The 18,005-nt window shown below is 71.7% G+C and carries 19 protein-coding genes and 2 pseudogenes; 12 read left to right on the top strand and 9 right to left on the bottom strand.

Annotated elements, in window-relative coordinates; all coding sequences use genetic code 11:
- Positions 1-43: 43 nt before the first annotated feature.
- The 3 genes from EAO75_RS30870 to EAO75_RS30860 form a co-directional block, all read right to left on the bottom strand.
- A complete protein-coding gene (locus tag EAO75_RS30870) occupies positions 44-1,075 on the bottom strand; it encodes a 7-epi-alpha-eudesmol synthase (RefSeq protein ID WP_147998434.1) in 1,032 nt (343 codons plus the stop codon).
- A gap of 180 nt (positions 1,076-1,255) precedes the next feature.
- Positions 1,256-2,890: an amidohydrolase gene (locus tag EAO75_RS30865; RefSeq protein WP_147998433.1), complete on the bottom strand. Its 1,635-nt coding sequence runs from the start codon at positions 2,888-2,890 to the stop codon at positions 1,256-1,258.
- A 21-nt stretch (positions 2,891-2,911) separates the two neighbouring features.
- Entirely contained in the window at positions 2,912-4,417 is a 1,506-nt protein-coding gene (locus EAO75_RS30860; RefSeq protein ID WP_147998432.1) for an APC family permease, read from the bottom strand.
- Positions 4,418-4,541: 124 nt separating this feature from the next.
- Here EAO75_RS30860 and EAO75_RS30855 point away from each other — a divergent pair, with 124 nt between their 5' ends.
- The 3 genes from EAO75_RS30855 (at position 4,542) to EAO75_RS30845 (ending at position 6,253) form a co-directional block, all read left to right on the top strand.
- Positions 4,542-5,300, top strand: coding sequence for a TetR/AcrR family transcriptional regulator (locus EAO75_RS30855; protein ID WP_147998431.1), 759 nt, complete (start codon positions 4,542-4,544; stop codon positions 5,298-5,300).
- Positions 5,301-5,315: 15 nt separating this feature from the next.
- Positions 5,316-5,780, top strand: coding sequence for a pyridoxamine 5'-phosphate oxidase family protein (locus EAO75_RS30850; RefSeq protein WP_147998430.1), 465 nt, complete (start codon positions 5,316-5,318; stop codon positions 5,778-5,780).
- Between the two features lie 80 nt (positions 5,781-5,860).
- Positions 5,861-6,253 (top strand): VOC family protein, encoded by a 393-nt coding sequence (locus tag EAO75_RS30845; protein WP_147998429.1) that lies wholly within the window; start codon positions 5,861-5,863, stop codon positions 6,251-6,253.
- A gap of 154 nt (positions 6,254-6,407) precedes the next feature.
- Here EAO75_RS30845 and EAO75_RS30840 read toward each other — a convergent pair whose 3' ends face one another.
- Together EAO75_RS30840 and EAO75_RS47720 are read right to left on the bottom strand one after the other, a co-directional pair.
- Complete coding sequence (locus tag EAO75_RS30840) at positions 6,408-6,716, bottom strand: DUF4235 domain-containing protein (RefSeq protein ID WP_147998428.1); 309 nt, start codon at positions 6,714-6,716, stop codon at positions 6,408-6,410.
- Positions 6,717-6,918: 202 nt separating this feature from the next.
- Positions 6,919-7,149 (bottom strand): annotated as a pseudogene (locus tag EAO75_RS47720) (glutathione S-transferase family protein); the annotation flags it as partial.
- Between EAO75_RS47720 and EAO75_RS46110 the strand changes: the two are divergent.
- Positions 7,085-7,222, top strand: a complete 138-nt coding sequence (locus tag EAO75_RS46110) for a hypothetical protein (RefSeq protein WP_187284645.1) — start codon at positions 7,085-7,087, stop codon at positions 7,220-7,222. The pseudogene EAO75_RS47720 and the gene EAO75_RS46110 sit on opposite strands and share 65 nt — an antisense overlap.
- Positions 7,223-7,251: 29 nt before the next feature.
- Positions 7,252-8,223, top strand: coding sequence for a cation diffusion facilitator family transporter (locus EAO75_RS30830; RefSeq protein WP_147998427.1), 972 nt, complete (start codon positions 7,252-7,254; stop codon positions 8,221-8,223).
- Positions 8,224-8,287: 64 nt separating this feature from the next.
- Here the strand turns inward: EAO75_RS30830 and EAO75_RS30825 are convergent, their stop codons facing one another.
- Both EAO75_RS30825 and EAO75_RS30820 read right to left on the bottom strand, forming a co-directional pair.
- Positions 8,288-8,737 carry a nitroreductase family deazaflavin-dependent oxidoreductase gene (locus EAO75_RS30825; protein WP_147998426.1) on the bottom strand — a complete coding sequence of 150 codons (450 nt, stop codon included), beginning with the start codon at positions 8,735-8,737 and terminating at the stop codon, positions 8,288-8,290.
- An 81-nt stretch (positions 8,738-8,818) separates the two neighbouring features.
- Positions 8,819-9,442: a LysE/ArgO family amino acid transporter gene (locus tag EAO75_RS30820; RefSeq protein WP_147998425.1), complete on the bottom strand. Its 624-nt coding sequence runs from the start codon at positions 9,440-9,442 to the stop codon at positions 8,819-8,821.
- A gap of 318 nt (positions 9,443-9,760) precedes the next feature.
- On the opposite strand from EAO75_RS30820, the gene EAO75_RS30815 reads away from it, so the two are divergent.
- On the top strand, positions 9,761-10,969 hold the full coding sequence (locus tag EAO75_RS30815; RefSeq protein ID WP_187284644.1) for a cytochrome P450: 1,209 nt from the start codon (positions 9,761-9,763) through the stop codon (positions 10,967-10,969).
- A 42-nt stretch (positions 10,970-11,011) separates the two neighbouring features.
- Entirely contained in the window at positions 11,012-11,212 is a 201-nt protein-coding gene (locus EAO75_RS30810) for a ferredoxin (RefSeq protein WP_147998679.1), read from the top strand.
- A 774-nt stretch (positions 11,213-11,986) separates the two neighbouring features.
- Here the strand turns inward: EAO75_RS30810 and EAO75_RS30805 are convergent.
- Entirely contained in the window at positions 11,987-12,538 is a 552-nt protein-coding gene (locus EAO75_RS30805) for a TetR/AcrR family transcriptional regulator (RefSeq protein WP_147998423.1), read from the bottom strand.
- 107 nt (positions 12,539-12,645) lie between these two features.
- On the opposite strand from EAO75_RS30805, the gene EAO75_RS30800 reads away from it, so the two are divergent.
- From EAO75_RS30800 to EAO75_RS30790, 3 genes are all read left to right on the top strand, one after another.
- Positions 12,646-13,104: a DUF1348 family protein gene (locus EAO75_RS30800; RefSeq protein ID WP_147998422.1), complete on the top strand. Its 459-nt coding sequence runs from the start codon at positions 12,646-12,648 to the stop codon at positions 13,102-13,104.
- Positions 13,105-13,126: 22 nt separating this feature from the next.
- On the top strand, positions 13,127-13,675 hold the full coding sequence (locus EAO75_RS30795) for a flavoprotein (protein WP_147998421.1): 549 nt from the start codon (positions 13,127-13,129) through the stop codon (positions 13,673-13,675).
- Positions 13,676-13,772: 97 nt separating this feature from the next.
- Complete coding sequence (locus EAO75_RS30790) at positions 13,773-14,741, top strand: aldo/keto reductase (RefSeq protein ID WP_147998420.1); 969 nt, start codon at positions 13,773-13,775, stop codon at positions 14,739-14,741.
- 28 nt (positions 14,742-14,769) lie between these two features.
- Here the strand turns inward: EAO75_RS30790 and EAO75_RS30785 are convergent, their stop codons facing one another.
- Positions 14,770-15,591, bottom strand: coding sequence for a phytanoyl-CoA dioxygenase family protein (locus tag EAO75_RS30785; RefSeq protein WP_147998419.1), 822 nt, complete (start codon positions 15,589-15,591; stop codon positions 14,770-14,772).
- A 63-nt stretch (positions 15,592-15,654) separates the two neighbouring features.
- On the opposite strand from EAO75_RS30785, the gene EAO75_RS30780 reads away from it, so the two are divergent.
- Both EAO75_RS30780 and EAO75_RS30775 read left to right on the top strand, forming a co-directional pair.
- A complete protein-coding gene (locus tag EAO75_RS30780) occupies positions 15,655-16,578 on the top strand; it encodes a helix-turn-helix domain-containing protein (RefSeq protein ID WP_147998418.1) in 924 nt (307 codons plus the stop codon).
- A gap of 346 nt (positions 16,579-16,924) precedes the next feature.
- A pseudogene (locus EAO75_RS30775) lies at positions 16,925-18,005 on the top strand (hydrolase); the annotation flags it as partial.

The raw sequence follows: 18,005 nt of genomic DNA, 5'->3' as shown, positions 1-18,005 counted from the left end.
TTGTCCCGGTCGGACGGCCGCGTCGTTCTCCACGTGGGCGGGCCTATACCGCGAGCAGGTCGTCCACCGAGCCGCGCCCGGCCAACTCGGCGGCGGCAGCGGGGCCTTCCTTCGCCGCGTGGTAGCGGCCCGTCACCAGCGCCCATTCGTAGTTGCCGTTGATCCAGTGCTGGATGGCCTCCACGCCCTTCCGCACCTCGTCCCGCGCCGTGGCGTCGAGGCCGAGCTCGTCGCACATCTGCGGGACGCTCGCCTCCAGTTCGAGGTACTGGTCGAGGCACGCGAGGGTCATCCGGTACGCCTCGTCGGCCGCCTCCTCCCACGAGCAGCGCCGCTCCCGGTGCAGTACGGCGATCAGGTTGTGGCCGTCGCCCCGGCGCTTCTCGCGCTCGAAGGAGTGGATGTCGTTCATGAATCCGATGGTGTCCGCGGCGAGGTCCCGCATCCGTTCCATCAGCGGATGCGCCATCACCTGGGCGGGCACCATGAAGCGCCGGCTGCGCTCGCCCGCGTCGATGCTGTGGTGGATGCCGACGGTTCGGCGCCGGAAGAGCGCGTACTCGTCGAGATCCAGCGTGCCCTCCAGCCCGCGGGATGCCAGGTCGACCTCCTCGCAGTGCGCCATGAGGAAGCGGCCCCAGGAGGCGGCGAACCGGGTCTGCCATGTCAAGGGCATGCCATCCGAAAGGTGCTTCCAGACCTCCGCCCAGGCCAGCGTGATCGGGCAGACCACACGGGGCCGGGTGCCCGCCGGGCGCAACGGCGTGACGATCAGCTCGCGCGCGACCTCGGCTATGCGGTCGGCGCGGTCGGGTTGGCCGGCGTCGAACTGGTCGTCGAAGAGGAAGGCCAGGGAGAACCAGTTCATCAGGACGACCAGGTCGTCCGCCGAGGCGTGCGGGTAGGTACGGGCGGCGGCCTGCGGCAGGTCCCAGGACTTGTACTCCTCGAAACCCGCCTTGCTGCGGATCAGGTCCATGTCCCAGATCCAGCGCAGATGCCGCGCCCGGGCATGCTCCAGATGCTCACTGACGGGCGTGTCGAAGGGCAGCTCGAACCTGACGTCCTGAGGCATGTGTTTCCTTCCGGGAGACGAAACGCAGAGTCCCCCCTGCCCCTGCGAACGGGCGGTCGCGACGACCGCCCGCGCACTCGAACTGGGCTTCGCGGTGTGAAAGTTGAACCGAGAAGCGGTACGAGGCTGCCCAGAGCGTAAATGATCTACGCGTGCCCCTGCCGTGATCTCCGTTACTGCTTATGCCTCTTGAGCTGCGTACACTCGCGCGCCTCCCACATATGTCCGCGCCACCCGCGTCTGCGCGATCGCCTCCACCGGCCCGTCGAACGGATCGCGGTCCAGGACCACGAGATCGGCCAGCGCCCCCACTCGCACCTCGCCCGTGTCGTCGAGATGGTTCGCATACGCCGAGCCGGCCGTGTAGGCCGCCAGCGCGTCGGCGAGTCCGATCCGCTCGCCGGGCAGGAACACCGGCGCCTCGGCACTCTCCGGCACCACCCGGTTGACCGCCACATGGACGCCGTGCAGCGGATCGGGGCTGCTCACCGGCCAGTCGCTGCCCGCCGCGAGCCGGGCACCCGAGCGCAGCAGAGTGCCGAACGGGTACTGCCACGCGGTCCGTTCGGGGCCCAGGAAGGGAATCGTCAGCTCGTCCATCTGCGGCTCGTGCGCGGCCCACAGCGGCTGGATGTTCGCGATCGCCCCGAGCCGGGCGAAGCGCGGCACGTCGGCGGGCTGGACTACCTGGAGATGGGCCAGATGGGGCCGCGTGTCGCTCGGCCCGTTGGCGGCCCGCGCGGCCTCGATCGCGTCCAGCGCGTCGCGTACGGCCCGGTCGCCCAGGGCGTGGAAGTGGCACTGGAACCCCAGCGCATCCAACTCGGTGACGTACTTGGGCAGTTGCTCCGGGTCGATGAAGCTGGTGCCGCGGTTGGCGGTGGCGCAGCCGCACTTGTCGAGATACGGGTCCACCAGCGCGGCGGTGCCGGTCTCGGCGACACCGTCCAGCATCAGCTTGACGCTGGTCGCGCGGAACCTGCCGTGGCTCAACGCCTCCCGGCGCTCGACCAGTTCGGGAATCTGCTCGGCGCCGCGCTCACGGTCCCACCACAGCGCGCCGACGACGCGCGCGGTGAGCGAGCCGTCCCGCGCGGCCGCCGCATACGCCTGCCCCGGATCGTCCATGCCGAGGAAGTCCCCGACGAGCGCGTCCTGCCAGGCGGTGATGCCGAGCGCGTGCAGCCGGCGCTGGGCATGCAGCAGGGCGGCCACCCGGTCGGCCTGCGTGGCGGGCGGGGTGAGCCGCCCCACCAGCTGCATCGCGCCCTCCTGGAGGGACCCGCTCGGCTCGCCGGAGGCATCCCGGTCGATCCGCCCGTCGGCCGGGTCGGGCGTGTCGCGCGTGATGCCGGCGAGCGCCAGGGCGCGGCTGTTCACCCAGGCGCCGTGATGGTCGCGGTTGGGCAGATACACCGGCCGGTCGGGCACCACCGCGTCCAGCAGCTCCTTCGTCGGCGTACCGCCCTCGAAGGCCTCCATCGACCAGCCTCCGCCGGTGATCCACTCCCGCTCGGGGTGCGCGTCGGCGTAGGCGCGCACCACGGCGAGGGTCTCGTCCGCCGTCCTGGTTGCCGTCAGATCGCACTGGGTGAGTTCCAGGCCGGCCGGCACCGGATGCACATGCGCGTCCTGGAACCCGGGCAGCAGCAGCCGCCCGGCGAGGTCCACCACCTCGGTCCGCGGTCCGGCGAGATCGTGCACCTCCTGACGCCCTACGGCCGTGATGCGGTCGCCGGTGACGGCCACGGCGGTCGCGGTGCGGCCCTCGGGCGTGAGGACGGGGCCGCCGGTGAAGAGGAGATCTGCGTGCATGTTCCTTTTCCTGTCGGGGAGTTATCGCGAGGTGGCGAGCAGCTGGGGCGCGTCGGCGTCGGTGCCCTTGCCGGTCTGGAAGTACGGCGACCTGCGCACCCACCTGGCCCACGCGGCGGCCACGAAGCCGGACGCGATCATCGCCAGGGGAGTGGACAGCAGGAACCACCCGTTGTCCGCGCTGACTTCGAAGTGGTCGGTGGAGGAGTAGAAGGACCAGCCGAGGTAACCGCCGAGGCCCAGCAGCGCGAACGCGCTCAGCGTCGGCAGGACCACCGCGCGCACCCCCTGCCGCCAGTCCTCGCGCAACAGCGAGCGGAAGCGGACGGCGGCCGCGAGAGCGGTGAGGGCGTACGACAGGGCGACCACGATGCCCACGGCGCTCACCGTCGCCATGATCATGTCGGCGAGCCGCGGGATGACCAGCGCGAGCGCCGCGACCGCCGCGGCCAGCGCGCCGATCAGCACCGTGCCGACGGCCGGAGTCCCGTACCGGGGGCTGATCCTGGACCACACCGGCCCGAGCGTACGGTCCCGGCTCATCGCGAACATCCCACGAGCCGTCGGGATCACCCCGGCCTGTAGCGAGGCGACCGCCGAGAACATCAGGGCGACCAGGGGAAGCGCGGCCCACGGCTGGGACGCCAGCCGCTCGCCGAAGAACGCGAGCCCCTCGGGGCCGTGGCCGACCAACTCCTCCTCGGACAGCACGCGTTGGAAGGCGACCGAGCCGAGCAGGAACAGCGCCAGCATGGTGAACAGGGTGATGATGCCGGCCCGGGACGCGTCGCGCGGGTCGCGCACCTCCTCGTTGACGGTGTACGCCGACTCGAAGCCCCAGTAGCAGAACACCGACAGCAGCATGCCCTGCGCGAGCGCGGTCGCCGACGGGATCGCGAACGGGTCGAACCAGCTCAGGCTGAAATCGTGCGGGCCGGTGACGATGCCGTATCCGCAAAAGCCCAGCAGGACGACGTACTCGAAGACCAGCAGTCCGGCCTGGAGGCGCGCGGCGGTGCGGACGCCGGTGACCGCGGTCAGCGTGACCGCGACCAGGACCAGGATGCCGACCGCCGTCGTCTGCGCGGTCGACCCGGGGTCCAGCGCGAGGCCGCCCACCCGGTGCAGCCCGGCGTCCCCGGCCAGCTGGAGCAGGGCCGAGCCGGTGACGGCCGTGGTGTACGCGAGGAACGCCACCACGGCCACGATGGTCACCCAGCCCACCATGAAGCCGAGCCACGGGGTGAGCGAACGGCCCACCCACACATAGCCGTTGCCCGCGTTCGGCTCGACCTTGTTGAGCCGGGAGTAGGCACCCGCGATGCCTAGGACGGGCAGGAACGCCAGCAGCATGATCGCCGGCAGATGCAGGCCGACCACGCCCGCGGTGACCCCGAGGCCGATGCCGATGCTGGTGGTCGCGGCCGTGCTGGACGCGGCGATGGCGATGCCGTCCAGGACGCCGAGGGACTTGCGCAGCTCGGGCCGCGCCGGTGGGGCGACGCTGTGGGACTGCTGGTCGGGCATGGCAGGTCTCCGCTCGCATCGGGGGCCCGGGCGGCCCCGATGAGCGGACATGAAACTGAACGAGGGCTTAACAAGTCAACGGTGTTGTCGTAAGGTGCGGGCACCGGCCCGAGGGAGGCAGTCCATGAGCGAGCGCGTCGTCCCGCCCGCCGAGCGCCGGCGCAGGCGCCCCACCAAGCAGGGCGTCGTCCTGTCCGAGGCCCTGATCGTCGAGACGGCCCTGCGGCTCATCGAGGAGCACGGCGCCGACGCCCTGTCGGTGCGCCGCCTCGGGCGGGCCCTCGGCGCCGACCCCAGTTCGCTGTACCGGTACTTCCGGCACACCGACGACCTGATGCTCGCCATCGCCGACGAACTCATCGGCCGTACGCTGCGCGCCTGGCGCCCCACCGGCAACTGGTGCGCCGACCTGCGGGACCTGGGCCTGCGCATGCACGAGGGCGCCCTCGCACACCCCCGGGCGGCGGTGCTCAGCTCGTACCGGGTGACCGGGCGGGCGTACGAGATCCAGGCCGTCGAGACCATGCTCGGCGTGCTGCGCCGGGCCGGTTTCCCCGACCCCGAGGCGGTGCGGATCTACCACGCCTTCGTCGACCAGGCCCTCGCCTACGGCGCCCTCGACTCGGCGAGCGTGGCGATGCCGAAGGCCGCGCGGGACGCGGAGGTGGCCGTCTGGCGGGGGACGTACGCGCGGCTGCCCGCCGACACCCACCCGCACATCGCCGCCACGGCCCGGCACCTCGTGGCGGACATGCCGCGCAGCTCCTACCCGGCGGCTCTGGACCTGCTGCTCAGCGCTGCCGCGGCCCGGCTGGCGGAAATCCGTTCCCGGGCCGGACATCCGACGGCCACACTGGACACGTCCGTCAACGCCGCCCCGTGAGGAGACCGTTCGCCGATGACCCAGCCACCCGCACGTTCCGCCGAGCAGCGCAAGCGGGACACCCTGCACCGTCTGGCACACGACGAGGACGTGTGGGTCGCCACCGCCGACGCCGACGGGGGAGTGCCGTATCTCGTGCCGCTCTCCTTCCTCTGGGACGGCTCGACCCTGCTCCTGGCGACTCCGGCCGCGAGCCCGACGGGCCGCAACCTGAGGGCGACCGGCAGGACGCGCCTCGGTATCGGTCCGACCCGTGACGTCGTCATGATCGAGGGCACGGTCGAGACGATCACACAGGCCGAGCTGTCCGGGGAGGAGGGCGACCGCTTCGCGGCCAGGACGGGTTTCGACCCGCGTCAACTGCGCACGCCCTACCTGTACTTCCGTGTCCTGCCCAGCCGGGTGCAGGCCTGGCGGGAGGCCGATGAACTGGACGGGCGGGAGCTGATGCGGGACGGGAAGTGGCTGGTGGCGGACTGAAACGGCCCGACCGGGAGACCCGTGGGGGACAGGGCGGCGGGACACGACCGTCCCGCGCCCAGGACCCCTGCGGAGGAAGCATGCCACTGGTGAAAGCGGGCTTCGTGGTGCTCGACTGCGCCGAGCCCGAGAAGCTCGCCGTGTTCTATACCGAACTGCTGCAAGGCGAGCAGACGGACGCGACCGCCAACCGCGTCGAGATCAGGGGCGCCGACGGCACCCGGCTCGCGTTCCGCCGCGACACGAACGCGACCCCGCCGAGCTGGCCACGCCCCGAGAACTCCCTCCAGGCCCACCTGGACTTCGTGGTGGAGGACCTGGACGAGGCGGAGCGCCGGATCGTCGGCCTCGGCGGCCGCCCCATCGAGGCAAAGGACGCACGGGGCGCACACGAGGAGCGCGGCTACGCCGACCCGTCCGGCCACTCCTTCACCCTGCGCCGTGTGGCGGCTACGGCACCGAAGCAGGGGTGAGGCGGCAGGGCGGGTCGGGGTGGGTCGCGGTCCCGGCCGCTCGCGCCTCGGTGGGGTGGGCAGCTCGGCGGGGTGTCCAGGTCCTCCACCACGAAGTCCAGGTGGGCAGCAGGGCCGTTCCCCAGCCACAACCGCCCCCGCCCACACGGCCTCCTCAGTCCCGCCCGCCGTCGGTGACCGGCCACACTCCCGTTGAGCGTTCGATCGCCTTCGCTCCCGTGCGGTCCGCCACGCTTCGGGCCACCGCGAAGAGGGCGCCCTGGACCGCGGCGGCGAGCAGGATCTCGCCCCAGCCGCGCTCGCGGTCCAGCGCGTCGGGGGCGTCCTCCTCGTGCCGGAGCGCCATCCAGGTCTTGCGGAAGGCGAGGCCGGCCAGCGTCCCGCTCGCCCAGCCGAGGGCGAACCCCATGGGCTTGTAGGCGAGGGGGAGTTTCAGCTTCTTCTGCTTGTTCTTCTTCGCCATGCGCGCCTGCGCCTCCTTCGTCCGTCTGGGCTGCCCGCGCGGCGGAACCCGCTCACCCTCGGGCACCGGCCCGAGGGGCACGCGATTCCGGTCGGGTTGATGCCGCTGTGCACCTGGTGGCAGTGCCGCTTGATGGGGGCGAAGTCGACGGTGTCACCGAATCCCGCTGCCCGGTAGAGGTCGCGGACGTACGCCGCTCCGCGTCCTGGAGGGGGTCGGCGATCGCCGGCGACAGGGCGTCCTCCAGCCCGAGCCGCCGCCGGGCCACCAGCGCCCGGCTCGCCCACGGACAGGCACGGCTGTCCATCGGACGGTAGCGGCCCGCCTCCACCGGCCACCCGTCCCGGTCGTCCGCCGTCATCCGGTCCGTGAAGCGCGGCCTCGACCGCTGGAACGGCTTCCTCCCGTACGCGGTGTGGTCCCCGCCGCTCATGCCGCGCTCCTCTCAGCACCCCGGCTACCCCGAGCCCCCGAGTCCCCCGATTTCCGTCGACGGCACCGTGTGAGGCCGATCCATCTGGGGAGTCGGCGAGAGATGAGCAGGACGACCGAGACACCGAAGACGGACCGCAGGACCCGTGTCACCGTCCTGGTGGCCCTCGCCGCCAACCTCGTCATCGCCGTGGCCAAGGCGGTCGGCGGGATCTTCGCCCACTCGCCGGCGCTCCTGTCGGAGGCGGCACACTCCGTGGCGGACAGCATGAACGAGGTCTTCCTGCTGGCCGCGCTGCGCCGCAGCCGTCGCCCCGCCGACGCGCGCCATCCCTTCGGCTACGGCAAGGAGCGCTTCTTCTGGTCGCTGCTCGCAGCCGTCGGCATCTTCGTGATGGGCGGCTGCTTCTCCGTCTTCCAGGGCATCGAGGCGTTGCGCAGCGGCGGCGGGGAGCAGTTCAGCGGCTATGTGGCGGGCATGATCGTGCTCGGGATCGCCTTCGTCGCCGAGGGCCTGTCACTGGTGCGGGCGCTGCACCAGGTGCACCGGCAGGGCGGCCTCGCCGACGGGCTGCGCGACCCGGCCCTGCGCACCGTCGTAGCGGAGGACGCCACCGCGGTGATCGGCGTGACCCTCGCCTTCACGGGCATGGCACTGCACATGATCACCGGGCAGGTCGTGTGGGAGGCGTCCGCCTCGCTCGCGATCGGCGCGCTGCTCGTCTACGTCGCCTACCGGCTGGGCCGCGACGCCCGCGACCAGCTGATCGGGGAGGCAGCCGACCCCGAGGCCGACGCCCGGATCCGTGCGCTGCTGGCGGCCCAGCCCGAGATCGACAGCGTGGAGGCGCTGTTCACGATGAAGACGGGCCTGGAGACGGCCCTGGTGGCGGCCCGCGTCGACCTGGTGCCCGGCCTCGACAGCGAACAGGTCGAGGAGGTGGCCGTCCGCATCAAACGGTCCATCGGCTTCGCGGTGGCCGAGGCGGACCAGGTCTTCCTCGACGTGACCGAACGCTCGGCCCACGAGGCAGAGGGAAGCCCCGCCGCGACGGGGGAGCGCGGCGGGGCCTGACGCACGTGTGCCCGGCCGATGCCGGTTCATGCGTACCGGTGGGAAAATTCTTTCGGAGCCCGGATCAGTCCTCGTCGAGGGGTTCCAGGACGAACACCGGGATCACCCGGTCCGTCTTCGTCTGGTAGTCCGCGTACGGCGGATACGCCTCGACGGCCCGCTCCCACCACTCGTCCTTCTCCGCGCCGGTGATCTCGCGGGCCTTCATGTCCCGCAGCTCCGGCCCGTCCCTGAGCTCCACATGAGGGTCGGCCTTGACGTTGTGGTACCAGACCGGGTGCTTGGGCGCCCCGCCCAGTGAAGCCACGACGGCGTAGCGGCCCCCGTGCTCCACGCGCATCAGGGGCGTCTTGCGGATCTTGCCGCTCTGGGCACCCCGGGTGGTGAGCAGGATCACGGGCATCCCCGTGTCCATCAGGGTCGTGCCCTGGGTGCCGCCGGAGCTCTCGTACAACTCGACCTGCTTGCGCACCCAATCGGTCGGGCTGGGCTCGTACTCGCCCTCAAGAGGCATGACATCGGTCCCATCGTCGTGTCCTGGTGCTGACTGCAACATTCCTCAACACCGGCCGGTGCGGGATTCATCCTGCCGGTGCTACACCAGCATTCTCACGGCCAGCGCCAGGATCACGCCGCTCGACACCAGCGCCGTCACCAATCGTCCCCGCAACCCCGTCAGCACCCGTCCCAGCAGCGCTCCGCCCCCGGCGAGCAGCAGCTGCCAGCTCGCCGACGCGGCGAACGCGGCCAGGACGAACACGCCCTGTTCCAGGGGCGATACGGCTTGCGTCGTGCGGGTGCCGAGGACCAGGGCCGCGAAGTAGATCACGGTGGCCGGGTTGAGCAGGGTGATGCCGAGCAGCGCCAGGTAGGCACGCGTCGGGCTCGGGGGAGGGGGAGCGGAGCGGGTGGTGAGGCGGTGGCCGCGGTAGTGCCGTACGGCGGTCACCGCACCCCGTACCGCGAGGACCGTCAGCACCAGGGCGCAGGCCCAGCGCAACGGCCCCAGCACCGGACGCAGCGCCGTGGCCAGGGCGGAGCCGCCGAGGGTGGCCGCCAGGGCGTAGAGCCCGTCGGCGGTCGCGACGCCGAGCGCGGCGCAGATCCCGGTCCGCAGCGACGAACGGGCGGTGAGGGAGACGAGATACGTCGCGACCGCGCCTACGGGGACGGCGATGCCGTAGCCCGCGAGCAGCCCCGCGACGAGCGCGGCGGTCACGACGTGGGAAGCGAGGGCCTCCGGGGTCGGCCGGGCTGCTGCTGGGACCGCACCGGACGGGCGGCGACGGTCGGCGGCAGGAAGGCGAGGGTCGTAGGCATGGCCGGATTCTGTGGGTGGCGGGGGCTCCTCGACAAGCGAGTTTCGCGGCAGGGCCGCGGATCACCGGTCGGGCGTCCGCCCGGCCGAAGCTCTGTGCGACGATCCCCGGCCAGATTGCCCGCGCGCCTGATCTGGCCGAACTTGGCGTCGTCAGCTAGATGCCCCAGGCATCTAATGAAGATCGGCACGACGCACTCTTCGGCTGCGAGGTCTTCCATGACGGACATGACGGAACCCCACACCGTCGCCTTCCCCCAGAACCGCACCTGCCCCTACCACCCGCCCACGGCCTACGACCCCCTGCGCGACGCGCGCCCACTGGCCCGCATCACCCTCTACGACGGACGCCCGGCCTGGCTGGTCACCGGACACGCCCTCGCCCGCACGCTGCTCGCCGACTCGCGGCTGTCCTCCGATCGCATGCGCCCCGGCTTCCCCGCGCCCACGGAGCGGTTCGCGGCAGTCCGCGACCGCAAGTCCGCGCTGCTGGGTGTCGACGACCCCGAGCACCGGGTCCAGCGGCGGATGATGGTCCCGAGCTTCACGCTCCGGCGCGCCGTCGAGCTGCGCCCGGAGATCCAGCGGATCGTGGACGAACGACTCGACGCGATGATCGCCCAGGGGGCACCCGCCGACCTGGTGAGCGCCTTCGCGCTGCCTGTGCCCTCGATGGTCATCTGCGCTCTGCTGGGCGTGCCCTACGCCGACCACGACTTCTTCGAGGGACAGTCACGACGGCTGCTGCGCGGCCCTACGGCCGCCGACACCAGGGACGCCCGTGACCGGCTGGAGGCCTACTTCGCCGAGCTGATCGAGAGGAAACAGAAACAGCGGGAGCCCGGTGACGGTGTGCTGGACGAACTCGTCCACCAGCAGCTCCGCGACGGCGACCTGGACCACGAGGAACTCATCGCCCTCGCGACCATCCTGCTGGTCGCCGGCCACGAGACGACCGCCAACATGATCTCCCTGGGCACCTTCGCCCTGCTCCAACACCCCGCACAACTGGCCGAGTTGCGCGCCGACGCCGGGCTGCTGCCCACCGCGGTCGAGGAGCTCATGCGGATGCTGTCGATCGCCGACGGGCTGCTGCGGGTCGCCGCCGAGGACATCGAGGCGGGCGGCGAGACGATCCGGACGGGTGACGGCGTGGTCTTCTCGACGTCGGTCATCAACCGCGACGAGTCCGTCTACCCCGACCCCGACGCCATGGACTGGCACCGCCCGGCCCGCCACCACGTCGCCTTCGGGTTCGGCATCCACCAGTGCCTCGGCCAGAACCTGGCCCGCGCCGAGATGGAGATCGCCCTGCGCACCCTCTTCGACCGCCTGCCGACCCTGCGGCTGGCCGTCCCGGCGGAGGAAATCCCCTTCAAACCCGGCGACACGATCCAGGGGATGCTGGAACTCCCCGTGACCTGGTAAGAGGCTCCGGTCATGCACAACGAAACGCACGAATCACGCCATATCCACATCGACATCGACCACGACCTCTGTATCGGCGCCGGCCAGTGCGCTCTGGCCGCCCCGTCCGTCTTCACCCAGGACGACGACGGCTTCAGCGCCCTGCTGCCGGGCCGGGAGGACGGCGGCGGCGACCCGATGGTGCGGGAGGCCGCCCGGGCCTGCCCGGTCAGCGCCATCACCGTGTCGGACGAGGGGAGTTGACGGCCACCACCTCACACGTCGCCAGTGGCAATGGGCGGGCCCGCACCCGATGCGGGCCCGCCACCCGCGGCACGTTTACCGCCCGCGGCACGGATTCCGTCCGCGGCACGTATACCGCCCGCGGTGCAGATGCCGGCCATCGCGCAGGCCCGCCAGCGGAGCGGCCACCGCACGACCTCAGCGCGCCGCCGCCAGTGCCCGCGCCGTCTCCCACGCCTTGGTTGCCGGGCCCGCACCCCTATGCGGGCCTGCTGCCCGCGGTACGGATACCGCCCGCGGTGCAGAGACCGCGCTGTCTCGGCGTGCCGCCGGCCGCACCCGCGCCGTCTCCCGGGCCCCGGCCGCCGGGCCCGCACCCGTTGCGGGCCCGGCGCCCGTGGCGCAGATGCCGCCCGCGGTGCAGATGCCGGCTCCAGGCCCGCCAACCGCGGTGCAGAGACTGGGCTTGGCACACAGGCCCGCCCGCGGTGCAGCGACCGCGCTGTCTCGGCGTGCCTCCAGCGCACCCGCGCCGTCTCCCGAGCCTCGGCCGCCGGGCCCGCACCCGTTGCGGGCCCGGCGCCCGTGGCGCAGATGCCGCCCGCGGTGCAGATGCCAGCCCCAGGCCCGCCAACCGCGGTGCAGAGACTGGGCTTGGCACACAGGCCCGCCCGCGGAGCACCGACCGCGCCGTCTCAGCGTGCCTCCAGCGCACCCGCGCCGTCTCCCGAGCCTCGCCCGCCGTGCTCGCACCCCTTGCGGGCCCGCCGCCCGCGGAGCAGCGGCCGCGCCGTCTCAGCGTGCCGCCAGCAGCGTCCGTGCCGCCTCCCGGGCCTCGGTCGCCGGGCGTGTGTTGCTCGTTATCCCCGCCGTGACCATGGCGCCCTCGGCCAGCAGGTACAGCGGCCCGGTCAGGGCGTCGGGGAGCCCGGCCTCGGTCACCAGTGAGGCGAGGTAGTCGCGGAACGCCCGCTTGTGCGCCCGGACCTGGTCCGCCACCCGTTCCGACCGCGCGCCCAGCTCGCCGTAGGAGTTGATCCAGGCGCAGCCTCGGAAGTCCTCCTCGGCGAACCACTCCTCCAGCCAGTCGAAGACGGCGATGATCCGCTCCTCGGGGTCGCTCCGCCGTTCCACGTATGCGGCGAGCCCACCGCGCCAGCGCACGTCGCGCCGTTCCAGATACGCCTCGACCAGCTGCTCCTTCGCCGGGAAGAGCTGGTAGAGCCGCTTGAGCGAGACCCCGGACGCGCCCCGGATGTCGTCCATGCCGACGGACTGGATACCGCGTCCGTAGAACAGCGTCTCCGCGGCGTCCAGTGCCTGCTCCCGGGCGGTTGCGGTGTCCATGGGCGACCTCTCCTTGACGTGAGAACGTGCGTTCTCCTACGGTAGCAGTCATGCGGAGAACGCKCGTTCTCCCCTCGCTCTCGCCGCCGATACGCCCGGAGGATGACATGTCCGACCGACCGCCCCTGCCCCCGTTCACCCGAGAGACCGCCGTGCAGAAGGTGCAGGCCGCCGAGGACGCCTGGAACACCCGCGACCCGCACAAGGTGTCGCTCGCCTACTCCGAGGACTCGGTGTGGCGCAACCGCGACACCTTCGTCACCGGGCGCGCCGAGATCGTCGAGCTCCTCACCGCGAAGTGGGCGCGCGAGCGGGAGTACGCGCTGCGCAAGGACCTGTGGGCCTTCGACGGCAACCGCATCGCGGTCCGCTTCCAGTACGAGTGCCAGGACGCCGACGGCCGGTGGTGGCGGTCGTACGGCAACGAGCTGTGGGAGTTCGACGAGCACGGGCTGATGACCCGTCGGGAGGCGAGCATCAACGACGTGCCGATCGAGGAGAAGGACCGCCGTCTCTTCGGCCCGCGGCCGGAGAACGAGCGCGGGCTGACCTTCCCGGTGCGCTAGGGCCGTTGAGTAGGGTTCCCGGGTGACCGAACAGGCCCAAAAACCCTTCCTCTACGTCGTCGTCTGCGCCGCAGGGATCGCCGTGGACGTCAGCAAACTGATCGGCGCCGCGCAGGAGCGGGACTGGGAGGTCGGGGTCATCGCGACCCCGGTCGCCCTGAACGGCTTCTTCGACACCGCCGCCGTGGAGGCCCTGACGGGCCGCCCGATCCGCTCGGCGTGGCGCACCCCCGCCGATCCGCGTCCCTTCCCGCCGCCGGACGCCGTCGTCGTCGCACCGGCCACCTTCAACACCATCAACAAGTGGGCCGCCGGTATCTCCGACACCCTCGCCCTGGGCACCCTGTGCGAGGCGTACGGCCTCGGCGTCCCGATCGCCGTCCTGCCCTGCGTGGCCGACGCCCTCGCCGCCCATCCCGCCTACGGCGACAGCCTGATACGGCTGCGCGGGATGGGCGTGCGCTTCGGTGAGCCGTACACCGGCGAGGCGGGGGAGGACGGCCGGCGGCCGGAGTTCGGCTGGGGCAGGGCGCTGGACCTGCTGGAGCGCGGCCGGGGCCCCGTCGGATGACGAGAACCGGTGCTGCGCCGTGGACGGGACCGGCCTGGAGCGCACACGACCACGTACGCTCCCCAGGAACCCCACCCGGAAGGCAGGAGCAGCAAAGATGCAGTACGTGAAGCTCGGTTCGACGGGCCTGGACGTGTCGCGGATCTGTCTGGGTTGCATGACCTACGGGCTCCCCGACCGCGGCGCGCACGAGTGGACCCTCGACGAGGAGGCGTCACGGCCGTTGATCCGGCAGGCACTGGACGCCGGGATCAACTTCTTCGACACCGCCAACGTGTACTCCGACGGCACCAGCGAGGAGATCGTCGGCAAGGCGCTGCGCGACTTCGCGGACCGTGACGAGATCGTGCTGGCGACCAAGTTGAACGGCCGGATGCGGCCCGGCCCCAACGGCGCCGGTCTCTCCCGCAAGGCCATCATGACGGAGATCGACCACAGCCTCACCCGCCTCGGCACCGACTACGTCGACCTGTACCAGATCCACCGCTTCGACCCGAACACCCCGGTCGAGGAGACGATGGAGGCCCTGCACGACCTGGTGAAGGCGGGCAAGGTGCGCTACATCGGGGCGAGTTCGATGTACGCGTGGCAGTTCTCCAAGATGCAGTACACGGCCGAGCGGCACGGCTGGACCAAGTTCGTCTCGATGCAGAACCACTACAACCTCGTCTACCGCGAGGAAGAGCGCGAGATGCTGCCGCTGTGCGCGGACCAGGGCGTCGGCGTGCTGCCGTGGAGCCCGCTGGCCCGTGGCCGGCTCACCAGGGACTGGGGCACGGTCACCGAGCGCAGCGCCAACGACAACTTCGGCAGCCGCCTCTACGTCGACAGCGACCGGGTCGTCGTCGAGGCCGTCACCCGCATCGCGAACGAACGAGGGGTCCCGCGCGCCCAGGTCGCCCTCGCCTGGTTGCTGCAGCAGGCCCCCGTGACGGCCCCGATCATCGGCGCGGCCAAGCCGCAGCACATCGAGGACGCGACGGCAGCGGTCGAACTGGAGCTGAGCGAAAAGGAGTTGGACGAGCTCCAGCAGCCCTACGCACCGCATCCGGTCATCGGCCACTGAAGCACCCCGAGAACGGGCGCGGGGCGCACTAGTGGGGTCCGTGCGGCGCGAACTCGGTGCCGCACGGACCCGCCCCCTCACTCTCGGCCAACGGCACACGGTCACCGCTCATCGACACCGTCCGGTAGTACGCGCCGATCCGCTCCGCCGAACGCCCCACGTAGTGACCGATGAACGACCGCCGGAAGCGATCCTGCGTACGGTTCGGCTGCGACCCGTGCACCAGACTCCCGTTGAAGAACAGGACGTCCCCCGGCTCCATGTCGACCGGCACGGCCGCCGAACCGGCCGGCGGCGCCACGTACTCCCGGGCGAAGGACACCTCCGCGTCCGCCGTTTCCGGACAGAACAGGTCCATGGCATGCGTGCCGGGGACGACTTCGAGACCGCCGTTGTCCCGGTCGATCACCTCGCAGGCGATCCACGCCGCCACACACGTGCCCGGCTCGACCCGCAGATAGAAGTTGTCCTGGTGCAGCGCCTGCCCCCTGGCTCCCGGCGGCTTGAAGTAGAACATGCTCTGCGCCGCCAGCACCTCCTCCCCGAGCAGCACCTCCAGCACACCGCGCAGCCGGGGATCGAGCAGCACCCGCAGCGCCACTTCGTCGATCTCGTGCGGCTGCATCACCCGCGGATACCCGCTCAGCGGATCGCCTCGCACCGGCCTGGGCTCGAAGTGCCCGGGCACCGGCCCGCCCGCGTGCAGCGCCGCGAACCGCTCGCACAACCGGTCGATCTCGTCGTAGCGGAACAGGCCGCGTACGACGGTGAAACCCTCCTCCCGGAACCGGTGCAGCCCGGCCTCGGGCAGGATGGGGGCGCCCGCGGCGCCGATGTCCGTGGCTGTCATGCGTCCACTCCTCGATGAGGTGTCCTCGGCCTGCCACGCTAGGCCGACACACGCTTCAGGAGGATGACCGTGAGCGCTGACGGATTGCCCGAGACTGCTGCCACGCCCGGTGCTCCTTCCCCGCCGCCCGGCCTGGTGGTGGTCGGGCACTTCGACCAGCCGCCCGGGTACGGGGTCGACCGGCCGCGCGGCGCGGACAGCTGGCTGTTCACCTGGACGACCGGGGGCCGGGGCCGACTGCGGCAAGGCCGCGCCGAGGCACGGGCCGGGGAGGGGGACCTGGTGGTGCTCGCGCCGGGCGCGGCGCACGGCTACGGCGTCGAACCGGGCGCGCCCCACTGGGAGTTCTGGTGGGCGCACTGCCAGGCCCGCCCGACCTGGCGGTCCTGGCTGCGCCCGTACGACGCCGGTGAGGGTCTGTACGTCGTCACGCCGACGCCGGTTGCGGTGCGCGGCCGGGTCGAGGCGGCGTTCCGCCGGATGCTCGCCGACGCCCGCTGGACCGGCACGGAGGCGCCGCCCGCCCCGGCGGCGGGGGAGGAGCCGGTCGCCGTCGCCCACGGCGCCGCGGCCCGCGAACTCGCCCTGTGCTCACTGGAAGAGGTCGTCCTGCTCACCGCAGGCACCGCGCGACCGGCGTCGCCCCGCCCCGGAGTCGACGCCCGGGTGCGGCGGGCGCAGGCGCTGATCGACGCCGACCCGGCCGCCCCGCACACGGTCCGCTCGCTCGCGGAGCACGTCGCGCTCTCGCCCTCCCGGTTCGCCCACCTCTTCACCGGGCAACTCGGCCAGTCGCCGATGGGCGTGTTGCGCGAGGCACGTCTGCGACACGCCGCCCGGCTGCTGGAGAGCACCGGCCTGTCCGTGGAGCGTGTGGCGGCCGCCTCGGGATTCGCCAGTCCCCCTCACTTCAACCGGGTGTTCCGGGAGCGGTACGGACGGCCGCCGGGTGCGTACCGGTCGGGTGGTCCAATGGTTGGCGCCTGACTTGTGAAGACGCGGTGAAGGCACGCTCGTCCGTATGACCAGGCAGGAAAGTTGAAGGGCGGACGTTCAATGGTTTGTGCGTGGGTCCGGGGGTCGGTGGGTGATTACCATTTCCAAATTGCTCCGCCGCGCATTTCGTAATGATCGAGGCGCGCTATTGACCACTCGTCAAATAGTGATCGCCGCGCACGCCGTGCACAAAGACCGGAATCGCTTGTTCTCTGCCCCTGACCTGTGCAAAGGTGTGCCTCGCTCCCTTAAGCCCCACGCTTCACAAGAGCCGTGCCCGGAGCCTATCCCTTGGTATGGACCTTTAATGCCGCATGCCCTCCGGAGGAATGCCGCCGTGCATGACGCAGGCCTGTCGAATTCCCCGACCGACGCCCGCATCTTTGAAGTCACCGACGCTCAGCTGAGCGCCGAACTCAAGAAGTGGACGGGGGTGTCACCGGCGCTGCACCCGGTCGGTGAACTTCTCGACCGGCACTGGGAAGCGGGCTTCGCCTATGCGCGGCTGTGCACCGCGGACGCCCGCTCGGCGGGCATGCTCACCACGGCGGCGTTCACCCGGCTCTTCGGCGAGACTCTGCGGCAGACCGGCCCGACGGCCGCCTGGCGCCCCCAACTCCTCGTCACCGTGCGCCGTATCGCGGCGGAGTGGGACACCGACCGCAGACGGGAGCTGCTCCACCCCGAGCTGCGGTCCGAGGCGCAGGGCGCGGAGCGCGTCGCCGCACGGTTGCTGCCGCCGGCGAACCGCAGGCTGCTGTCCGGGGCCTTCCAGCGGCTTCCCCAGTCGGCGCGCTGCCTGCTGTGGCACACCGAGGTAGAGGCCGAACCGCTGTCCGTACCCGCCGGACTCCTGGGCCTCGACGAGGAGTCCGGCCGCCTCGAACTCGGCCGCGCCTGCGATCGGTTGCGCGAGGAGTGCCTCCAGGTCCACAGCGAGCTCGCCCCCGAGCACGAATGCCGCCAGTACCTGCGGATGCTGGACGTGACCTACCGGCGTGGCGGCGTCGACATCGACCCCGACCTGCGCGGCCACTTGAACCGCTGCGCGCACTGCGGCGACACCGCCGACCAGCTGACCTTCTTCAACGACGGGCTCGGCGTCGCACTGGCCGAGGCGGTGCTCGGCTGGGGCGCGAGAGAGTACCTGGTGGCCAGAGCGAGCCTGGCCGACGGCACGGCCGACGCCGAGTCGGTGGCGCCGCCCGCTCCGAAGCCGGCCGCGGCGACGGAGATCGCGGGCGAGTCCTTCTTCGCCGACGTCGCCGCCCCCGCTCCGCCGCGCCACGCCGGTAGGTCACGTCCAGCATCCGCAGGTACTGGCGGCATTCGTGCTCGGGGGCGAGCTCGCTGTGGACCTGGAGGCACTCCTCGCGCAACCGATCGCAGGCGCGGCCGAGTTCGAGGCGGCCGGACTC

Source organism: Streptomyces sp. UW30, assembly GCF_008042075.1.
Taxonomy (GTDB): Bacteria; Actinomycetota; Actinomycetes; order Streptomycetales; family Streptomycetaceae; genus Streptomyces.
The sequence above is the reverse complement of the archived record's forward strand: the minus strand, read 5'-3'. Positions and strand labels throughout refer to the sequence as shown.